This is a genomic window from Geomonas anaerohicana (assembly GCF_016458305.1).
In the GTDB taxonomy this organism is placed as follows: domain Bacteria; phylum Desulfobacterota; class Desulfuromonadia; order Geobacterales; family Geobacteraceae; genus Geomonas; species Geomonas anaerohicana.
Genome location: NZ_JAEMHL010000014.1, coordinates 38726 through 53814, shown reverse-complemented (window position 1 = coordinate 53814; position 15089 = coordinate 38726). Strand labels below are relative to the sequence as shown.

The window sequence follows — 15089 nt, the reverse complement described above, 5'->3', positions numbered from 1 at the left end:
TCCGGGGGAGGGGATACTGCTGCGACGCGTTACTCTATGACCTTGGGCACCCTGAAAAAGCTCTCCGCGCGCAGCGGCGCGTTGGCGAGGGCGGCCTCCACGCCGATGGAATCGGCGGGCTGGTCGGGGCGGAAGGCGTTCTCCATCGGCACCGCGTGCGAGGTCGGTACGATCCCCTCGGTGTCCAGTGCGTTCAGCTTCTCCACGTAGGCGAGGATGCCGTCCATCTGTCCGGTGAAGGTGTCCAGCTCGCTGTCGGAAAGCTCCAGGCGGGCGAGCCTGGCTACGTGCTCCACCTCACTTCTCGTGATCTTCATACCTGCTCCAAATGCGCCCCCGGTGGGGCGTCGTGATGTTAGAAAATGTTCCCGGTTTTTATCATGAAAGGGCTGAAAAGGCAACGGGGCCTAATCGGGAAGCACCAGTCCGGCTTCGACGGTGTTGGAGGGCGCGCTCTCGACGTTCTGCCCTTCGGCGGTGGCGACACTGGTCACTGCGTAGCTGTAGGTTATCCCCAGGATCACGTTCTGGTCCTGGTAGGTGTTCCCGGTCAGCGGCGTCTTGTTGAGCGGGGCAAGCGGCATCGGCTCACCCTTTTTGCTCCGGTACACGTTGTAGCCGGCCGCCGTCCCCTGCTCCGGGGGGAGCCCTACGAAGTTCAGCGTCACCTCGTTGGGCGAGCCCGCCGCTTCCAGCACCGGGGGGAGGGGAGGCGTGACCGCGGTGCGCCGGACCTTGTTGGAGTCCTTGCTCTGCGCGCCGCTCCTGGTGAAGGAGCGCACCTTGTACTGGTAGGTCTGCCCCTTTTTCAGGTCCAAGTCGTCGTAGACCCAGAGCCCCCCGACCTGGCGCACCGCTTCGGGGAGGTCGAGATCGACCAGCGCCAGCTGCCTGTACGCGCTCGGGCACTCCTCGCAGTCCTGAGCGGGAGGGAGCACGTTGCGCCGGTAGAGCAGGAAGCCGGCCAGGTCTTCCAGCTTGCCACCCTTCTCCTGCTTGCCCGGTCCGGTCCAGCTTACCTGGAACTCGGCACCCTTCTGTGCCACGGCCAGCGTCGCGATCGGGGCCGGGACCAGCGCCTCGGGCGGGATCAGCACCCCTTTCTTGCCGCAGCCGGAAAAAAGCGAGAGCGCGGCGGCCAGGAACAGGGCCGGCAGCAGTCGACGCGCGGCCGCCACTTAACGCCCTTCCTTGGCGCGGGCGATCTCGGCCTTGACCCGCTCGAGCGCGGTGCCGCCGGTCGCGCGGCGTGCGTTGACGGAAGCTTCCAGGGTGATGGAGCCGAAGATGTCGTCCTCGATGCGGGGGGAGAAGATCTGCCACTCGGCCAGCGACAGTTCCGGGATGTCCATCTCGTTCTCGATGCAGTAGCGCACCGCCTTGCCGACGATCTCGTGGGCGTCGCGGAACGGGATCCCCTTCCTGACCAGGTAGTCGGCGACGTCGGTCGCGGTGGAGAACCCTGCGGCAGCGGCGGTCTTCATGCGCGCCTCGTTCACCTTCATCTCGCGCACCATGTCCGCGAAGATCTTGAGCGATCCTTTCACGGTGTCGATGGTGTCGAACAGCGGCTCCTTGTCCTCCTGCATGTCCTTGTTGTAGGCCAAGGGGAGCGACTTCATCAGGGTAAGGAGCGCCATCAGGTTGCCGTAGACCCGGCCGGTCTTGCCGCGCACCAGTTCCGGGACGTCGGGGTTCTTCTTCTGCGGCATGATGGAGGAGCCGGTGCAGAAGGAGTCGGAGAGGTCGACGAACTTGAATTCGCTGGTGGACCAGAGGATCAGCTCCTCGGCGAAGCGGGACAGGTGCATCATCAGGATCGAGGAGGCCGCGCAGAACTCGACGGCGAAGTCGCGGTCGGAGACCGAGTCGAGCGAGTTCCTGGTCACCTCGGGGAAGTCGAGCAGTTCGGCCACGTATTCGCGATCGATGGGGAAGGTGGTCCCGGCCAGCGCGCCGGCGCCCAGCGGCATCACGTTGGTGCGCTTGAGGCAGTCTTCCATGCGCCCCTTGTCGCGCTTGAGCATCTCGTGGTAGGCCATCATGTGGTGCGAGAAGAGGATGGGCTGCGCGGTCTGCAGGTGGGTGAAGCCCGGCATCATGATGCCCAGGTTCTGCTCCGCCTGGTAGATGAGCGCGTCGATGAGGAGGTCGATGTAGGCGGAGATCTCCACCAGTTCGTCGCGCAGGTAGAGGCGGATGTCCAGCGCCACCTGGTCGTTCCTGGAGCGGCCGGTGTGGAGCCTTTTACCGGCGTCGCCGATCTTCTCGGAGAGGCGCGCCTCGATGTTCATGTGGATGTCTTCCAGTGAGACCGAGAAGTCGAACTCGCCCGCTTCGATCTTGTCCAGGATTTCCCGGAGGCCGTGCACGATCTGCTCGACGTCCTGTACCGGGATGATTCCCTGCTTGCCCAGCATGGTGGCATGGGCGATGGAACCGCGGATGTCCTGGTGGTACAGGCGCTTATCGAAGTTGATGGAGGCGGTGAACTCTTCTACGAACTTGTCGGTGGGCTGGGTGAAACGGCCACCCCACAGTTTGTCTTTGGACATGTCTTTCGATCTCCTGCTGCTGGTTTTTTGTAGAACTGCAACTTCTTTAACGCAAAGGCGCCAAGGCGCGAAGCCGCAAAGGAAAAGCCTTAGGTTTTTTTCCTGGTTCCCAAGCTCCAGCTTGGGAACCCCAGGCGCAAACTTCCAGCTTTGCATCCGAGGGAAGCTGGAGCTTCCGAGAGGCTTTGCGTTCCCAAGGTGGACCTTGGGAACGAGATCAAAGGCTTTTAAAGCACCTGCTCCTCCCCGCCGCTCGCCTTGATCCAGCCGTCATCGGTCCAGCGCTGCACCGTGTGCACTTTGAGCGGCACCCGGGAACTCCTCGGATCGAGTTCGTGGTAGAGCGGCAGGTTGAAATAGAAAAGCCTGGTCCCGGTACCGAACCGCAAGCGGCACACCGGCGCGCCGCCGAAGTCGTCGCTGGTGAACTCCCGCTCCTGGACCGGGGACATCTTGTGGCGCGCGCTGATGGCCACGAAGGAAACCCCGTAGCACCCCTGGCAGCGCACCCCCTCGATCTCGCTTTCGTCCGAGCAGTTGCCGAACACGGTCACCGTCTCGCGCACCCCCGGGGTGTCCTCCAGGTGCTCACCGTAAAAGCCGGTCAGCACGTCCCGGTAGGCACTGTGCTCGGGCTTGGGGTTGCACTGGATCACGAAGAGGGCGTCCAGCGACTGCCTCATGGTGAAGAAGAGCCGGTTGGAGTGATCGATGATCTGCTTGATGTTGGAGGAGTAGAGGTCCCGGTAGAGGTAATCAAGGCAGATGATCGTCATGAAGTTGAAACATGCCGGCTCGCCGCGGAACAGGTAGAAATGGCGCCCGCGGTACAGGTCGTGGTCCTTGTCCAGGAACTCCTCGCCGCGAAAGGGGTGCGTCTTGGCCTCCAGGAAGACCCGCAGGCGGCCGCTTGTCTCCTTGATGGCGATGCAGCACCAGTTGACCGGCATGCCGAGGATGTCACCCGAGTCGATGTCGCGCTCGACACACTCCAGTGCCTCCGCGTTGTCGTCCTGGAAGCGGTTCAGCAGCGCGCGGTACTGCTCCAGCCGGATCTGTTCCATGCCGAACATGGTCACCGTGTTGGGGCGGAAGCGCTCGGCGATCACGTCCAGCAGGTCGTCGAAGTGGGAGACCGGGACCGATGTTTCCGGGAACATCAGGAAGTGCAGCCGCTTCAGGTTCCCCGCGCCGTCCGACACCAGGTCGAGCACGCTGCGCACCATGTGCCACTGCTCCTCCGGGTTGGCCAGCAGGAACAGGTGGTCGCGCCGCTGCAGTCGGTTCGGGATCTGCGCGATGAGGCAGTGCAGGTGATGACCCAGAGGGAAATCGAGCTGGACATGTTTCTCGACGATCTTGACCATTGGCGGGAAACCCCAATTGACGATGGACAATGCACAATTGACAATGAACAGCGGACTGCAAATCAAACCTTGATATTTAACGCAAAGACGCGAAGCCGCAAAGAAACCAAGAAAATCTTTTAAGAGAAAATTACCGGTTTTCCACTTTGCGCCCTTGCGTCTTTGCGTTAACAAACGCCTTTAAAGCCTGTACGCAATAAGGCGTAAAGCCGCGGTCAGTCACCAGCTGTAAAGATCTTACTCAGGATAAAGCGGGCGCCGGCGGGGATCTTGTAGTTCGGCAACTCCTCGGGTTCGACCCAGCGGGCCTCGGCCACCTCGTCCTTGTTGTGGTTCACGTCGCAGTAAAGCGGCGTGCAGCGGTAGTAGATGATGATGAAGTGGTAGTTGTCCTCACCGGGCGTCACGTGCTCGAACACGTCGATGAGATTGCCCACTTCCACCTCGAGGCCGACCTCTTCCCAGACCTCGCGTTTGAGCGCCGCCACAATCGGTTCGCCGAGGTCAATCTTGCCCCCCGGCATCACCCACTCCCCCTGGAAGGGAGGGATATTCCTCTTGGTGAGGAGCACCCGGCCATCGCTATCGATGATGACGGCGACCACCGACGTTACTATGTGGCTGGCCTTGAAATCGTTTTGCTCCATATAAGCGGATAGGGGCACGAAAGCCTCGTGCCCCTATGACCCTCCTTTACTGCCAGCTCAACTACTTGTTCTTGTTGGCCATCATCAGGGAACGGATCCTGAGCCTCAGCGAGTTCAGCTTGATGAAGCCTTCGGCGTCCGCCTGGTTGTAGACCTGGTCCTTCTCGAAGGTCGCGAAGTCGAGGTTGAACAGGGAGTCGCTCTCGGACTTCCTGCCCACGGTGCGCACGTGCCCTTTGTAGAGCTTGAGGCGGGCGACGCCGTTCACGGTCTTCTGGGAGTCGTCGATCAGGCACTGCATCATCTCGCGCTCCGGGGAGAACCAGTAGCCGTTGTAGATCATCTCGGCGTAGCGCGGAATCAGGGAGTCACGCAGGTGCATGACCTCGCGGTCCATGGTGATCTGCTCGACCGCCATGTGGGCCTCGCGCAGGATGGTGCCGCCCGGGGTCTCGTACACGCCGCGGGACTTCATGCCTACGGAGCGGTTTTCCAGCAGGTCGACGCGGCCGATGCCGTGCTCGCCGCCGATGGTGTTCAGGTGCGCCAGCAGCTGGGCCGGGGTCATGCGCACGCCGTCAACGGCGACTGCATTGCCCTTCTCGAACTCGATCTCGACGTACTGCGGCTTGTTGGGTGCCTTCTCCGGGGCCTTGGTGAGCACGAACATGTTCTCGGGCGGCTCGAGCCAGGTATCCTCCAGGATGCCCCCTTCGAAGGAGATGTGCAGCAGGTTGCGGTCGGAAGACCAGGGGCGCTTCTTGGTGATCGGGATCGGGATGTCGTTACGCTTGGCGTAGTTGATCAGCGCCTGGCGGGAGTTCAGCTTCCACTCCCTCCACGGGGCGACCACGGTGATGGCCGGGTTGAAGTGGTAGTAGGCGAGCTCGAAGCGGACCTGGTCGTTGCCCTTGCCGGTGGCGCCGTGGGAGACCGCGTCGCACCCCTCGATCTTGGCGATTTCCATCTGGCGCTTGGCGATGAGCGGGCGCGCGATGGAGGTGCCCAAGAGGTAGGAGCCCTCGTAGATCGCGTTGGCGCGGAACATCGGGTACACGAAGTCGCGCACGAACTCTTCGCGCAGGTCGTCGATGTACACCTTGTCAGCGCCGGTCTTGAATGCCTTCTCGCGTACCGGCTCCAGCTCGTCGCCCTGGCCGAGGTCTGCGGAGAACGTCACCACCTCGCAGCCGTACTCGTTTTTGAGCCACTTGAGGATGATGGAGGTGTCAAGCCCGCCCGAGTAGGCGAGGACGATCTTTTTCACTTCTTTCTTTGCCATGGGTTCTCCTTTGTCGTTGATCGCTCTGGCCGTCCCGAAAGCCGGCCGGTCGGATTATTTCATCAGCGTGGCCATGATGGCCTTCTGCACGTGCAGGCGGTTTTCCGCTTCGTCCCAGACCACAGAGTTGGGGCCTTCGATGACGCCGTCGCTGATCTCCTCGCCGCGGTGCGCCGGGAGGCAGTGCAGCACGAGGGCGTCCTTCTTGGCCAGGGCGAGCAGCTGCTCGTCCAACTGGTAGCCGGCGAAGGCCTTCTCGCGGACCTTCTGCTCCTCTTCCTGCCCCATGCTGGCCCAGACGTCGGTGTTCAAGACGTCGGCGTCCTTGGCGGCTTCCTTCGGGTCACGGGTGATCACGATCTTCGCGGAGCCGTTCGCCTTGGCCCAGGCGAGCACCTGCGGGTTGGGGTCGTACCCTTCCGGGCAGGCGAGGGTCAGGTCGAAGCCGAAGATGGCGGCCGCCTCGATCCAGGAGTTGGCCATGTTGTTGCCGTCGCCGATCCAGGCGAACTTGAGCCCGTCGTAGCTCCCCTTGTGCTCGATCACGGTGAACACGTCGGCCATGATCTGGCAGGGGTGGTGCAGGTCGGTGAGGCCGTTGATGACCGGGATGGAGGCGTATTTGGCGAACTCCTCGACGGTCTCCTGGGCGAAGGTGCGGATCATGACGCCGTCGCAGTAGCGCGCCATGACGCGGGCGGTGTCCTTGATCGGCTCGCCGCGGCCCATCTGCGAGTCCTTGCTGGAGATGAAGAGCGGGTGCCCCCCCAGCTGGTACATGCCGACCTCGAAGGAGATCCTGGTGCGGGTCGAGGATTTCTCGAAGATCATGGCCAGCGTCTTGCCCTTGAGGAGGTGGTGCTCCTCGCGGTTCTTGGTCTTTGCTTTGAGGTCCTTGCACAGGGCAAACATGGCGTCCAGTTCGGCTTTGCTGAACTGGCTCAGCGCCAGGAAGTCTTTTTTCATATTCGCTGGTTCTCGCTTCCAAAGTTGATAGCCGGCAATGCGGCTTTGCTACGCTTTGTGTCCCACTCCCTCGCCCCCCGGGAGAGGAGAGCACGACTCCCGCCCCCGGAGGGGGAGGGCTGGGGAGGGGGTAGTTGTTGGTGCGAAACCTTCCCCCCTCCCGGCCTCCCCCCTCCGGGGGGAGGTGGGTGGACGGCGAGGGAGGTCGGCGCTTACAGTTCGGCCAGGATCTCCGTCAGCGTGGCGATCATCTCGTCCACTTCCTTCTTGCCGACGATGAGCGGCGGGACGAAGCGGAGCACCTTCTCCTGGGCGCAGTTCAGCAACAGGCCGCGGGAGAGGGCGGTCTTGACGATGTCGCCGCCGGGGATGGCGAGCTCCACGCCGATCATGAGGCCGATGCCGCGCACCTCGGTGATCAGGCTCGGGAACTTCCTGCCCAGCGCCTCCAGCTCACCCATCAGGTACTCGCCGATCTCCTCGGTGTGGTTCAGGATCCCTTCTTCCTGGATGGCGCGTACGGTGGCTACGGCAGCCGCGGTCACCAGCGGGTTGCCCCCGAAGGTGGAGCCGTGGGTGCCCGGGGTGAAGGATTCCGCCAGCTTGTCGGTGGCGAGCATGGTGCCGATGGGCGCGCCGCCGGCCAGCGCCTTGGCGAGGGTCATGATGTCCGGGGTGATGCCGAAGTGCTCGTGGGCGAACATCTTGCCGGTGCGCCCCATGCCGACCTGGACCTCGTCGAAGATCAGGATCAGGTTGTTCTCGTCGCAGATCTTGCGCACTTCCTGGAAGTAGGAGGCGTCGGGAACGACCACGCCCCCCTCGCCCTGGATCGGTTCCAGCATCACGGCGCAGGTGCCGGGGCCGATGGCATCCCTGAGCGCCTGGGCGTCGTTGAAGGGGATGTGGCGGAAGCCGTGCAGGAGTGGATCGAAGAACTTCTGCACCTTCTCCTGGCCGGTGGCCGAAACGGTGGCCATGGTGCGGCCGTGGAACGAGGAGATGGCGGTGATGATCTCGTAGCGGTCGAGGCCGTACTTCTCGCGGCTGTACTTCCTGGCCAGCTTGATGGCGGCCTCGTTCGCCTCGGCGCCCGAGTTGCAGAAGAAGGCCTTGTTGGCGAAGGAGAGGTTGCACAGAAGCTCCGCCAGCTCGATCTGGGTCGGGATGTGGTAGTAGTTCGAGCAGTGGATCAGTTCCGCCGCCTGCTTGGCGAGTGCCGCGGTGACCTTCGGGTGGCAGTGCCCCAGGTTGTTGACGGCGACCCCGGCCAGGAAGTCGAGGTAGCGCTTGCCGTCCGCATCCCAGAGGTAGCAACCCTCGCCCTTCACCGGCACCAGCGGGTACCGCCCGTACGTCTTCATGATGTATTTGTCGGCCTTTTCTATCCAGGCAGATGAATTCATAAAACCTCCAAAACCGGTTCAACGAAAACCGGTTCAACGTTCAATGTTCAACGTTCGAGGGAGGACTTCCTTCCCGGCACTTTCACCGTGACGGCGCCGTACCGGTCGGTTGGCCATGGGCAAGACCCATGTCGAACCTTGAACGTTGAACGTTGAACGGCCGTTGAGGCCGTTAGGCCTGAATTTCAGTCCCAATCCCCACGTTGGTGAAGATCTCCAGAAGGATGGCGTGCTCGATGCGGCCGTCCACGATGTGGGCCTTCTTGACACCCGCGGCAAGCGCGTCGGTGCAGCAGGTCACTTTCGGGATCATGCCGCCGGTGACGGTGCCGTTGTCGATCAACGCGGGGACGTCGGCGAGCGGGATGCTGGACAGCAACTCCCCTTCCTTGTCCTTGACGCCGGAGACGTCGGTCAAAAGGATCAGCTTCTCCGCACCCAGCGCGGCGGCAACCTTGCCGGCCACCACGTCCGCATTGATGTTGTAGCTCTGCCCGTCACGTCCCACGCCTACCGGCGCGATCACCGGGATGAAACCACCCTTCTCCAATGCCTGCAAAATGGCGGGGTTCACTTCGACGACGTCGCCCACGAAGCCGATGTCGACCATCTCGACCCCGCCGTCCTCTCGTCGGACTTCCTGGAGCAGCTTCTCGCAGAGCAAGAGACTCCCGTCCTTGCCGGAAAGACCGGCCGCGCGGCCGCCATGCTGGTTGATGTAGCCGACCACCTCGCGGTTCACCTGGCCGGTCAGTACCATCTCGACTACGCCCATGGTCTCGGCATCGGTGACGCGCATCCCTTTGACGAACTCGGACACTATGCCGTAGCGCTTCAGCGTCTCGTTGATCTGGGGACCGCCGCCGTGCACTACCACGGTGTTGATGCCGATGTATTTGAGCAGGATGATGTCAAGGGCAAAAGACTTTCTCAGTTTCTCTTCTGCCATGGCGTGCCCGCCGTACTTGATGACGATGGTCTTCCCCGAGAAGCGTCTGATATAGGGGAGGGCCTCCATGAGAGTACTGGCTTTTTCTATGAGATGCTGCATAAGTGCCTCTTATTGCGTTAATTAGGGCAGAGAAAGACGTAATATAGCAGATAGGGGGAAATAATCAACTTCAAAGAGGGGCTAAGCCCAGAGTTATCAGGGGCTTTGGCTGGCTTTGTTGGGGAGGGTGATGACGACGCGGGTGCCGACATTTTCCTCGCTGTCGATGCTGACGGTGCCGCCGTGCATCCGGATGAACTCGCGCACGTAGAACAGCCCGAGCCCGAAGCCGCGCACCTGGCCGGTGTGGTCGGCATCGACTTGGTAGAACTTCTCGAACAGCTTGGGAAGCTGCTCCGGCGAGATGCCGATGCCGTCGTCCTGGACCGTGATCTCGCACTGGTCCGCGAGGTTTCTCAGCGTGACGCAGACCACGCCGGTTTCCTTGGAGAACTTTATGGCGTTGTCGATCACCTGGCGCACGGCGAAGCTTACCTTGTCGCGGTCCAGCATCAGCGCCGGAACGGTGTCCTGTGTGATGTGGGCGGTGACGCCGGGGCGGGCGGCGACCTCCTGTGCCTCCTGCAAAAGTTTCGGAAGCAGCAGGTTGAGGGTGCAGGGCTCCAGGTGCAGGCCGGCGCCGCTGTCCATGACCGAGGAGAAGGTGAGCAGGTCGGTGACCAGGTTGCCCAGGTAGCATGCCTCGTTGTAGATCAGATTGATGTGTTCCTTGGCACCCTCGTCGGCCGGATCGATGACGCCTGCGGCAAGGTTCTGCAGGAACAGCGAGATGGAGGTGATGGGGGTTCTGAACTTGTGGGAGATGAGCGACAGGAACACGGTCTTGAACCGGTCCAGGTTCCTGAGGTTGGCGATCTCTTCCTTGAGGGCCTTTTTCACCAGCGCCTTGCTGATGGCGCTCTTCAGCTGCAAGAGGTTGAGCGGCTTGGTGATGAAGTCGTCCGCGTCGGCCTTCAGGGCCTTGAGGATCAGGTCCTTGTCGGCGAAGCCGGTCATGATGATGACCACCATGGTGGGCTCGCGTTCTTTGAGCTTTTTCAGCAGCTCGATGCCGTCCATGCGAGGCATCATCACGTCGGTCAGGATGACGTCGATGCCGCCGCGCAGGAAGATCTCGTAGGCCTCCTGCCCGTCCCCCGCCTCGACGATGTGATAGTCGTTGAGCACCCGCTTGCACAGGTCGCGGATCACCCCTTCATCGTCCACGATGAGGACGGTTTTCGTGTCCCTGTCCTGCAGGAGTTCCTGGGTGTGGTTGGCGGTCAGTTCGAGCATAGGCATGTCCCGGTGGTGCTGAATTATCTGCCTGTTGCAAGTATGAGTTAACTTCTTCCCCCTCCCTGACCCTCCCCCTCCGGGGGAGGGGATATTGGGTGCTAATCCCTCACCCTCTCTGGGGAGGACTTCGGAGGTGGTGCCCATAGCTCCTCCCCCCGGAGGGGGGAGGTTGGGAGGGGGGAAGTTTTGTTCTACGGCACTGTTACCCTACGATGCGGTACACGGCCTCGAGTGCCTCGGCGAGGTTCTCCGGCTTGGAGCCGCCGGCCTGGGCCAGCTCGGGCTTGCCGCCGCCGTTGCCGCCCACGATGGGTGCGATGGCCTTGATGATGTCGCCTGCCTTCCAACGCGAGGTGAGGTCGCTTGTGACCGCAACCAGGAGGTTGGCCTTGGCGGCGTCGCCCGCGCCCAGCACGATGATGCCGGAGCCGATGCGCTCCTTGAGCGTGTCGGAGAGCTCGCGCAGCCCCTTGGCGTCGCCGTCGACCTTGACGGCCAGCACCTTGACGCCGTTTTGCTCGCGCACCTGCTGCATCAAGTCGGCGGACTTGCTGGCATTGAGCTTTGCCTGCAGCGCGTCGAGTTCCTTCTGCAGTTCGCGCTGGCCGGCCAGGAGTTTCTCCACGCGATCGAGGGTGCTGACCCCTTCGGCCTTCAAAAGGGTGGCGATGCTTCTCTGCTCGTCTTCCATCTGGTGCACCACGGCCAGCGCCCCGTGCCCGGTCTGGGCCTCGATGCGCCTCACCCCGGCAGCGATGCCCGCCTCGGAGATGATCTTGAAGAAGCCGATCTCGCCGGCGCCGTGCACGTGGGTGCCGCCGCACAGTTCGGAGGAGACGTCGCCCACGCGCACCACGCGTACCACGTCGCCGTACTTCTCGCCGAAGAGGGCGGTGGCGCCTGCGGCCAGGGCCTCGGCAGCCGGCATCTCGCGGGCGTCAACGGAGTCGTTCTGCATGATGTGGCCGTTGACCAGGGTTTCGACCCTGCGGATCTCCTCGGCGGTCATCGGGCTGAAGTGGGTGAAGTCGAAGCGCAGGCGGTCCGGGGTGACCAGGGAGCCGGCCTGCTTGACGTGGTCGCCCAGCACTTCGCGCAGCGCCGCCTGCAAGAGGTGGGTCGCGGTGTGGTTTCTCGCGGTCGCGGAGCGGTTCGCGGAGGCGACCTTCAGGTCGACGGCCTCGCCGTTACGGATGTTGCCGGAGACCACCTTGCCGCGGTGCACGATGAGGTCGGTGAAGGGGCGGCTGGTGCTTTCCACTTCGACGTGCGCGGCGCCGGTGGAGATGGTGCCGGTGTCGCCTGCCTGGCCGCCGGACTCGCCGTAGAAGGGGGTCTTGGCGGTGACGATTTCAACCTCGTCCCCGGCGTTGGCCTCTTCGACCAGGACGCCCGCCTTCACGATGGCGCTCACGGTGGAGTAGGCGGTCTGCTCGGCGTAGCCCACGAATTCGCTGGTGATGCCGGAGCCGTGCAGTTCCTTGTAGATGGCGGCAAGGCCCTGCTCGCCGGAGCCTTTCCAGTTCTCCCTCGCCTTGACGCGCTGCTTCTCCATGCACAGGGCGAAGCCGTCCTCGTCCAGGGTGAGCCCTTCCGCCTCGACGATGTCGGCGGTGAGGTCGACCGGGAAACCGAAGGTATCGTAGAGCTTGAAGATCACTTCGCCGGAGAGCACCGTCTCACCCTTGGCCTTCAGCGCTGCGGTCTCCTCGTTGAGGATGGCGAGGCCGCGATCCAGGGTCTCGATGAAGCGCTCCTCTTCCGCCTTGATCACCTTCTTCACGTAGTGCTCGCGCTCGAGCAGTTCCGGGTAGGCGTCGCCCATCATCATGTTGACGGCATCGACCACCTTGTAGAGCATCGGCTCGGAAACGCCCAGCATCTTGGCGTGGCGGGCGGCGCGGCGCATGATGCGGCGCAGCACGTAGCCGCGCCCCTCGTTGGAGGGGAGCACGCCGTCGCAGATCAGGAAGGTGGTGGCGCGGGAGTGGTCCGCGATGACGCGCATGGAGACGTCGTCCTTCTCGTCGGCGCGGTACTTCTTGCCGCAGATCGTCTCGATGTGGCGGATGATCCCCTGGATCAGGTCGGTGTCGTAGTTGGAGGTGACGCCCTGCATGACGGCGGAGATGCGCTCCAGGCCCATGCCGGTATCGACGGAGGGTTTGGGGAGCGGGGTCAGCGTGCCGTCCTTGTCGCGGTTGAACTGCATGAAGACGTTGTTCCAGATCTCCATGTAGCGGTCGCAGTCGCAGCCGACGGCGCAGTCCGGGGAGCCGCAGCCGGTGCCCGGGCCGTTGTCCCAGAAGATCTCGGAGCAGGGGCCGCAGGGGCCGGTGTCGCCCATGGACCAGAAGTTGTCCTTCTCGCCGAAGCGGTAGATGCGCTCGCGGGGCACCCCTTCCTGGTTGTGCCAGATGTCGGCGGCTTCGTCGTCGTCGTTGTACACGGTGACGTAGAGGCGGTCCTTGGAGAGGCCGAGGTCGACGGTGAGCAGCTCCCAGGCGTAAGCGATGGCTTCCTTCTTGAAGTAATCACCGAAGGAGAAGTTGCCCAGCATCTCGAAGAAGGTGTGGTGGCGCGCGGTGCGGCCCACGTTCTCGAGGTCGTTGTGCTTGCCGCCGGCGCGGACGCATTTCTGCGAGGTGACGGCGCGGATGTAGTCGCGCTTCTCAAGGCCCAGGAACACGTCCTTGAACTGGTTCATGCCTGCGTTGGTGAACAGCAGGGTGGGGTCGTTTTTCGGGATGAGGTTCGAGCTCTCCACCAGGGTGTGACCCTTTTTCTGAAAGAAGTTGAAGAACTGCGCCCGGATCTCTTTGCCTGTCATAAAAAAACCTCAATAGAATGGAATATCTAAACCTTGAATCGGTTGTGCGTTGCACGGGGCGTGCTGGGTGCATCTTTTCCCGGGGCTGATGTGGGGGGCGAATAATCATTCGCCCGCCTTCAATCCTCGTGCGCCTTCAACTCCCGGAAGATGGCGGAGAGCGAAAATCCCTTCCTCTGCAGGTACCCGACGATGCGCCGCTTCTCCTTGTCGGAGGCGGTTGCCGCATCGAACCCCGGGTAGCGCCGCTCCATAAGCTGCGCCAGCAACTCGGCCTCGCTGAACTCCTGGGACAACTCATCGAGCACCTGGCTCACGATGGACCCCGCGACGCCGCGGCGGGAGAGTTCCAGCTTCAGCCTCGGCCCGACCCCCTTGCCGTTTCTCAACGCGGAGGAGGCGAAACTGCGGGCGAAGCGCAGGTCGTCGAGGTAGCCAAGCTCCTTCATCCGGCCGACCGCCGCCTCGATTTCGCCGTCCTGGTAGCCCTTGCCGGCAAGCTTCTTCCTCAGTTCCCCTTCGGAGTGGTCGCGCAGGGTGAGCACCCGCAGGCAGCACTCCAGCGCCGTGCCCCGCTGCACCTAGTACTTCTCGATAACCAGGTCCGCTCCGTTGCCTTCCTGGGCCGGTGCTTCCGGTTCCTCGGTGAAGTTGTCCCAGCTGGAATCCGAGGTGGAGGAGATGCCGGAAACCTTGAGCGCGAAGTCGTCGGGGTTGCTGGACTGGCGCAGGGCCTCTTCGTAGGTGATCAGCTTCTTGCTCAAAAGCTGCATGAGCGACTGGTCGAAGGTCTGCATGCCGTAGCTGGTGTGACCCTGGGCGATGGCGTCCGGAATCTGCTTGGTCTTTTCCTTGTCGTCGATGCAGTCCCTGATGCGGGCGGTGCCGATCATGACCTCGACGGCGGGAACGCGCCCCTTGCCGTCCATGCGCGGCACCAGTCGCTGGGAGATGACCCCCCTGAGGATGCCGGCCAGCTGCATCCTTACCTGGCGCTGGTGGAAAGGAGGGAAGACCGAGATGACACGGTTGATGGTCTCGGCGGCATCCAGGGTGTGCAGGGTGGAAAGCACCAGGTGGCCGGTCTCGGCCGCGGTGAGCGCGGTCTCGATGGTCTCGTAGTCGCGCATCTCGCCGACCAGGATGACGTCCGGGTCCTGCCTGAGGGCCGAGGTGAGCGCCTTGCCGAAGGTGAGCGTGTCGAAGCCGACCTCGCGCTGGCTGATCAGGCTCTTCTTGTCCTTGTGCAGGTACTCGACCGGGTCCTCGATGGTGATGATGTTGCAGGTCCGGTGTTCGTTGATGTAGTCGATGATGGAGGCCAGCGTCGTGGACTTGCCGGAACCGGTGGTGCCGGTAACGAGGATCAGGCCGCGCTGCTCCAGCGCCAGTTTTTTGAGGACCGGCGGCAGGTTCAGCGTCTCCAGGGTCGGGATGGCGATCGGGATCGCACGCAGTACCATGGCCACCGTCCCGCGCTGGGCGAAGGCGTTGACGCGGAAGCGACCGAGACCCGGAACGCCGTAGGAGAGGTCGGTCTCGTAGTTCTCCTCGAAAATCCGCTTCTGGCGCTCGTTCATGATGGAGAAGGCCATGTTCCTGACCGCCTCACTCGAGAGCCGTTCCGCGTTGGGGATGGCGCGGAGGGAGCCGTCGATCCTGACGATGGGGGGAAGCCCCGCCTTCAGGTGGATGTCCGACCCCTTCGCCTTCATGGCTATAGCGAGGATCTCGTTAAGTTGCATG

13 protein-coding genes are annotated in these 15089 nt (G+C 62.9%); all 13 read right to left on the bottom strand.

The window, feature by feature from the left end; genetic code table 11:
• Positions 1 to 29 precede the first annotated feature (29 nt).
• The 13 genes from gatC to JFN91_RS19230 all read right to left on the bottom strand — a co-directional run bounded on the left by gatC (position 30) and on the right by JFN91_RS19230 (position 15088).
• Positions 30 to 317: an Asp-tRNA(Asn)/Glu-tRNA(Gln) amidotransferase subunit GatC gene (gene gatC / locus JFN91_RS19290; protein ID WP_199390778.1), complete on the bottom strand. Its 288-nt coding sequence runs from the start codon at positions 315 to 317 to the stop codon at positions 30 to 32.
• A gap of 90 nt (positions 318 to 407) precedes the next feature.
• Entirely contained in the window at positions 408 to 1178 is a 771-nt protein-coding gene (locus tag JFN91_RS19285) for a fibronectin type III domain-containing protein (RefSeq protein ID WP_199390777.1), read from the bottom strand.
• Positions 1179 to 2555: an argininosuccinate lyase gene (gene argH, locus JFN91_RS19280; protein ID WP_199390776.1), complete on the bottom strand. Its 1377-nt coding sequence runs from the start codon at positions 2553 to 2555 to the stop codon at positions 1179 to 1181.
• A gap of 227 nt (positions 2556 to 2782) precedes the next feature.
• A complete protein-coding gene (locus tag JFN91_RS19275; protein WP_199390775.1) occupies positions 2783 to 3922 on the bottom strand; it encodes a hypothetical protein in 1140 nt (379 codons plus the stop codon).
• A 215-nt stretch (positions 3923 to 4137) separates the two neighbouring features.
• Entirely contained in the window at positions 4138 to 4569 is a 432-nt protein-coding gene (locus JFN91_RS19270) for an NUDIX domain-containing protein (RefSeq protein ID WP_199390806.1), read from the bottom strand.
• Positions 4570 to 4630: 61 nt separating this feature from the next.
• The gene (locus tag JFN91_RS19265) at positions 4631 to 5851 is read right to left on the bottom strand and encodes an argininosuccinate synthase (RefSeq protein WP_183350261.1); all 1221 of its coding nucleotides are present in this window, start codon (positions 5849 to 5851) and stop codon (positions 4631 to 4633) included.
• Positions 5852 to 5905: 54 nt separating this feature from the next.
• On the bottom strand, positions 5906 to 6817 hold the full coding sequence (gene argF / locus JFN91_RS19260) for an ornithine carbamoyltransferase (protein WP_199390774.1): 912 nt from the start codon (positions 6815 to 6817) through the stop codon (positions 5906 to 5908).
• Between the two features lie 212 nt (positions 6818 to 7029).
• Positions 7030 to 8223 carry an acetylornithine transaminase gene (locus JFN91_RS19255; protein ID WP_199390773.1) on the bottom strand — a complete coding sequence of 398 codons (1194 nt, stop codon included), beginning with the start codon at positions 8221 to 8223 and terminating at the stop codon, positions 7030 to 7032.
• A 172-nt stretch (positions 8224 to 8395) separates the two neighbouring features.
• Positions 8396 to 9274, bottom strand: coding sequence for an acetylglutamate kinase (gene argB, locus JFN91_RS19250; protein ID WP_199390772.1), 879 nt, complete (start codon positions 9272 to 9274; stop codon positions 8396 to 8398).
• A gap of 96 nt (positions 9275 to 9370) precedes the next feature.
• On the bottom strand, positions 9371 to 10510 hold the full coding sequence (locus tag JFN91_RS19245) for a hybrid sensor histidine kinase/response regulator (RefSeq protein ID WP_199390771.1): 1140 nt from the start codon (positions 10508 to 10510) through the stop codon (positions 9371 to 9373).
• A gap of 205 nt (positions 10511 to 10715) precedes the next feature.
• Positions 10716 to 13343, bottom strand: a complete 2628-nt coding sequence (gene alaS / locus JFN91_RS19240) for an alanine--tRNA ligase (protein ID WP_199390770.1) — start codon at positions 13341 to 13343, stop codon at positions 10716 to 10718.
• Between the two features lie 119 nt (positions 13344 to 13462).
• Positions 13463 to 13924 carry a regulatory protein RecX gene (locus JFN91_RS19235; protein WP_199390769.1) on the bottom strand — a complete coding sequence of 154 codons (462 nt, stop codon included), beginning with the start codon at positions 13922 to 13924 and terminating at the stop codon, positions 13463 to 13465.
• A complete protein-coding gene (locus tag JFN91_RS19230; RefSeq protein WP_199390768.1) occupies positions 13925 to 15088 on the bottom strand; it encodes a type IV pilus twitching motility protein PilT in 1164 nt (387 codons plus the stop codon).
• Between the last annotated feature and the right edge of the window lies 1 nt (position 15089).

Coding starts and splice junctions, on each gene's coding strand:
- gatC (WP_199390778.1), bottom strand. CDS start 317: ATGAAGATCACGAGAAGTGAGGTGGAGCACGTAGCCAGGCTCGCCCGC.
- argH (WP_199390776.1), bottom strand. CDS start 2,555: ATGTCCAAAGACAAACTGTGGGGTGGCCGTTTCACCCAGCCCACCGAC.
- JFN91_RS19275 (WP_199390775.1), bottom strand. CDS start 3,922: ATGGTCAAGATCGTCGAGAAACATGTCCAGCTCGATTTCCCTCTGGGT.
- JFN91_RS19270 (WP_199390806.1), bottom strand. CDS start 4,569: ATGGAGCAAAACGATTTCAAGGCCAGCCACATAGTAACGTCGGTGGTC.
- JFN91_RS19265 (WP_183350261.1), bottom strand. CDS start 5,851: ATGGCAAAGAAAGAAGTGAAAAAGATCGTCCTCGCCTACTCGGGCGGG.
- argF (WP_199390774.1), bottom strand. CDS start 6,817: ATGAAAAAAGACTTCCTGGCGCTGAGCCAGTTCAGCAAAGCCGAACTG.
- JFN91_RS19255 (WP_199390773.1), bottom strand. CDS start 8,223: ATGAATTCATCTGCCTGGATAGAAAAGGCCGACAAATACATCATGAAG.
- argB (WP_199390772.1), bottom strand. CDS start 9,274: ATGCAGCATCTCATAGAAAAAGCCAGTACTCTCATGGAGGCCCTCCCC.
- JFN91_RS19245 (WP_199390771.1), bottom strand. CDS start 10,510: ATGCTCGAACTGACCGCCAACCACACCCAGGAACTCCTGCAGGACAGG.
- alaS (WP_199390770.1), bottom strand. CDS start 13,343: ATGACAGGCAAAGAGATCCGGGCGCAGTTCTTCAACTTCTTTCAGAAA.
- JFN91_RS19230 (WP_199390768.1), bottom strand. CDS start 15,088: ATGCAACTTAACGAGATCCTCGCTATAGCCATGAAGGCGAAGGGGTCG.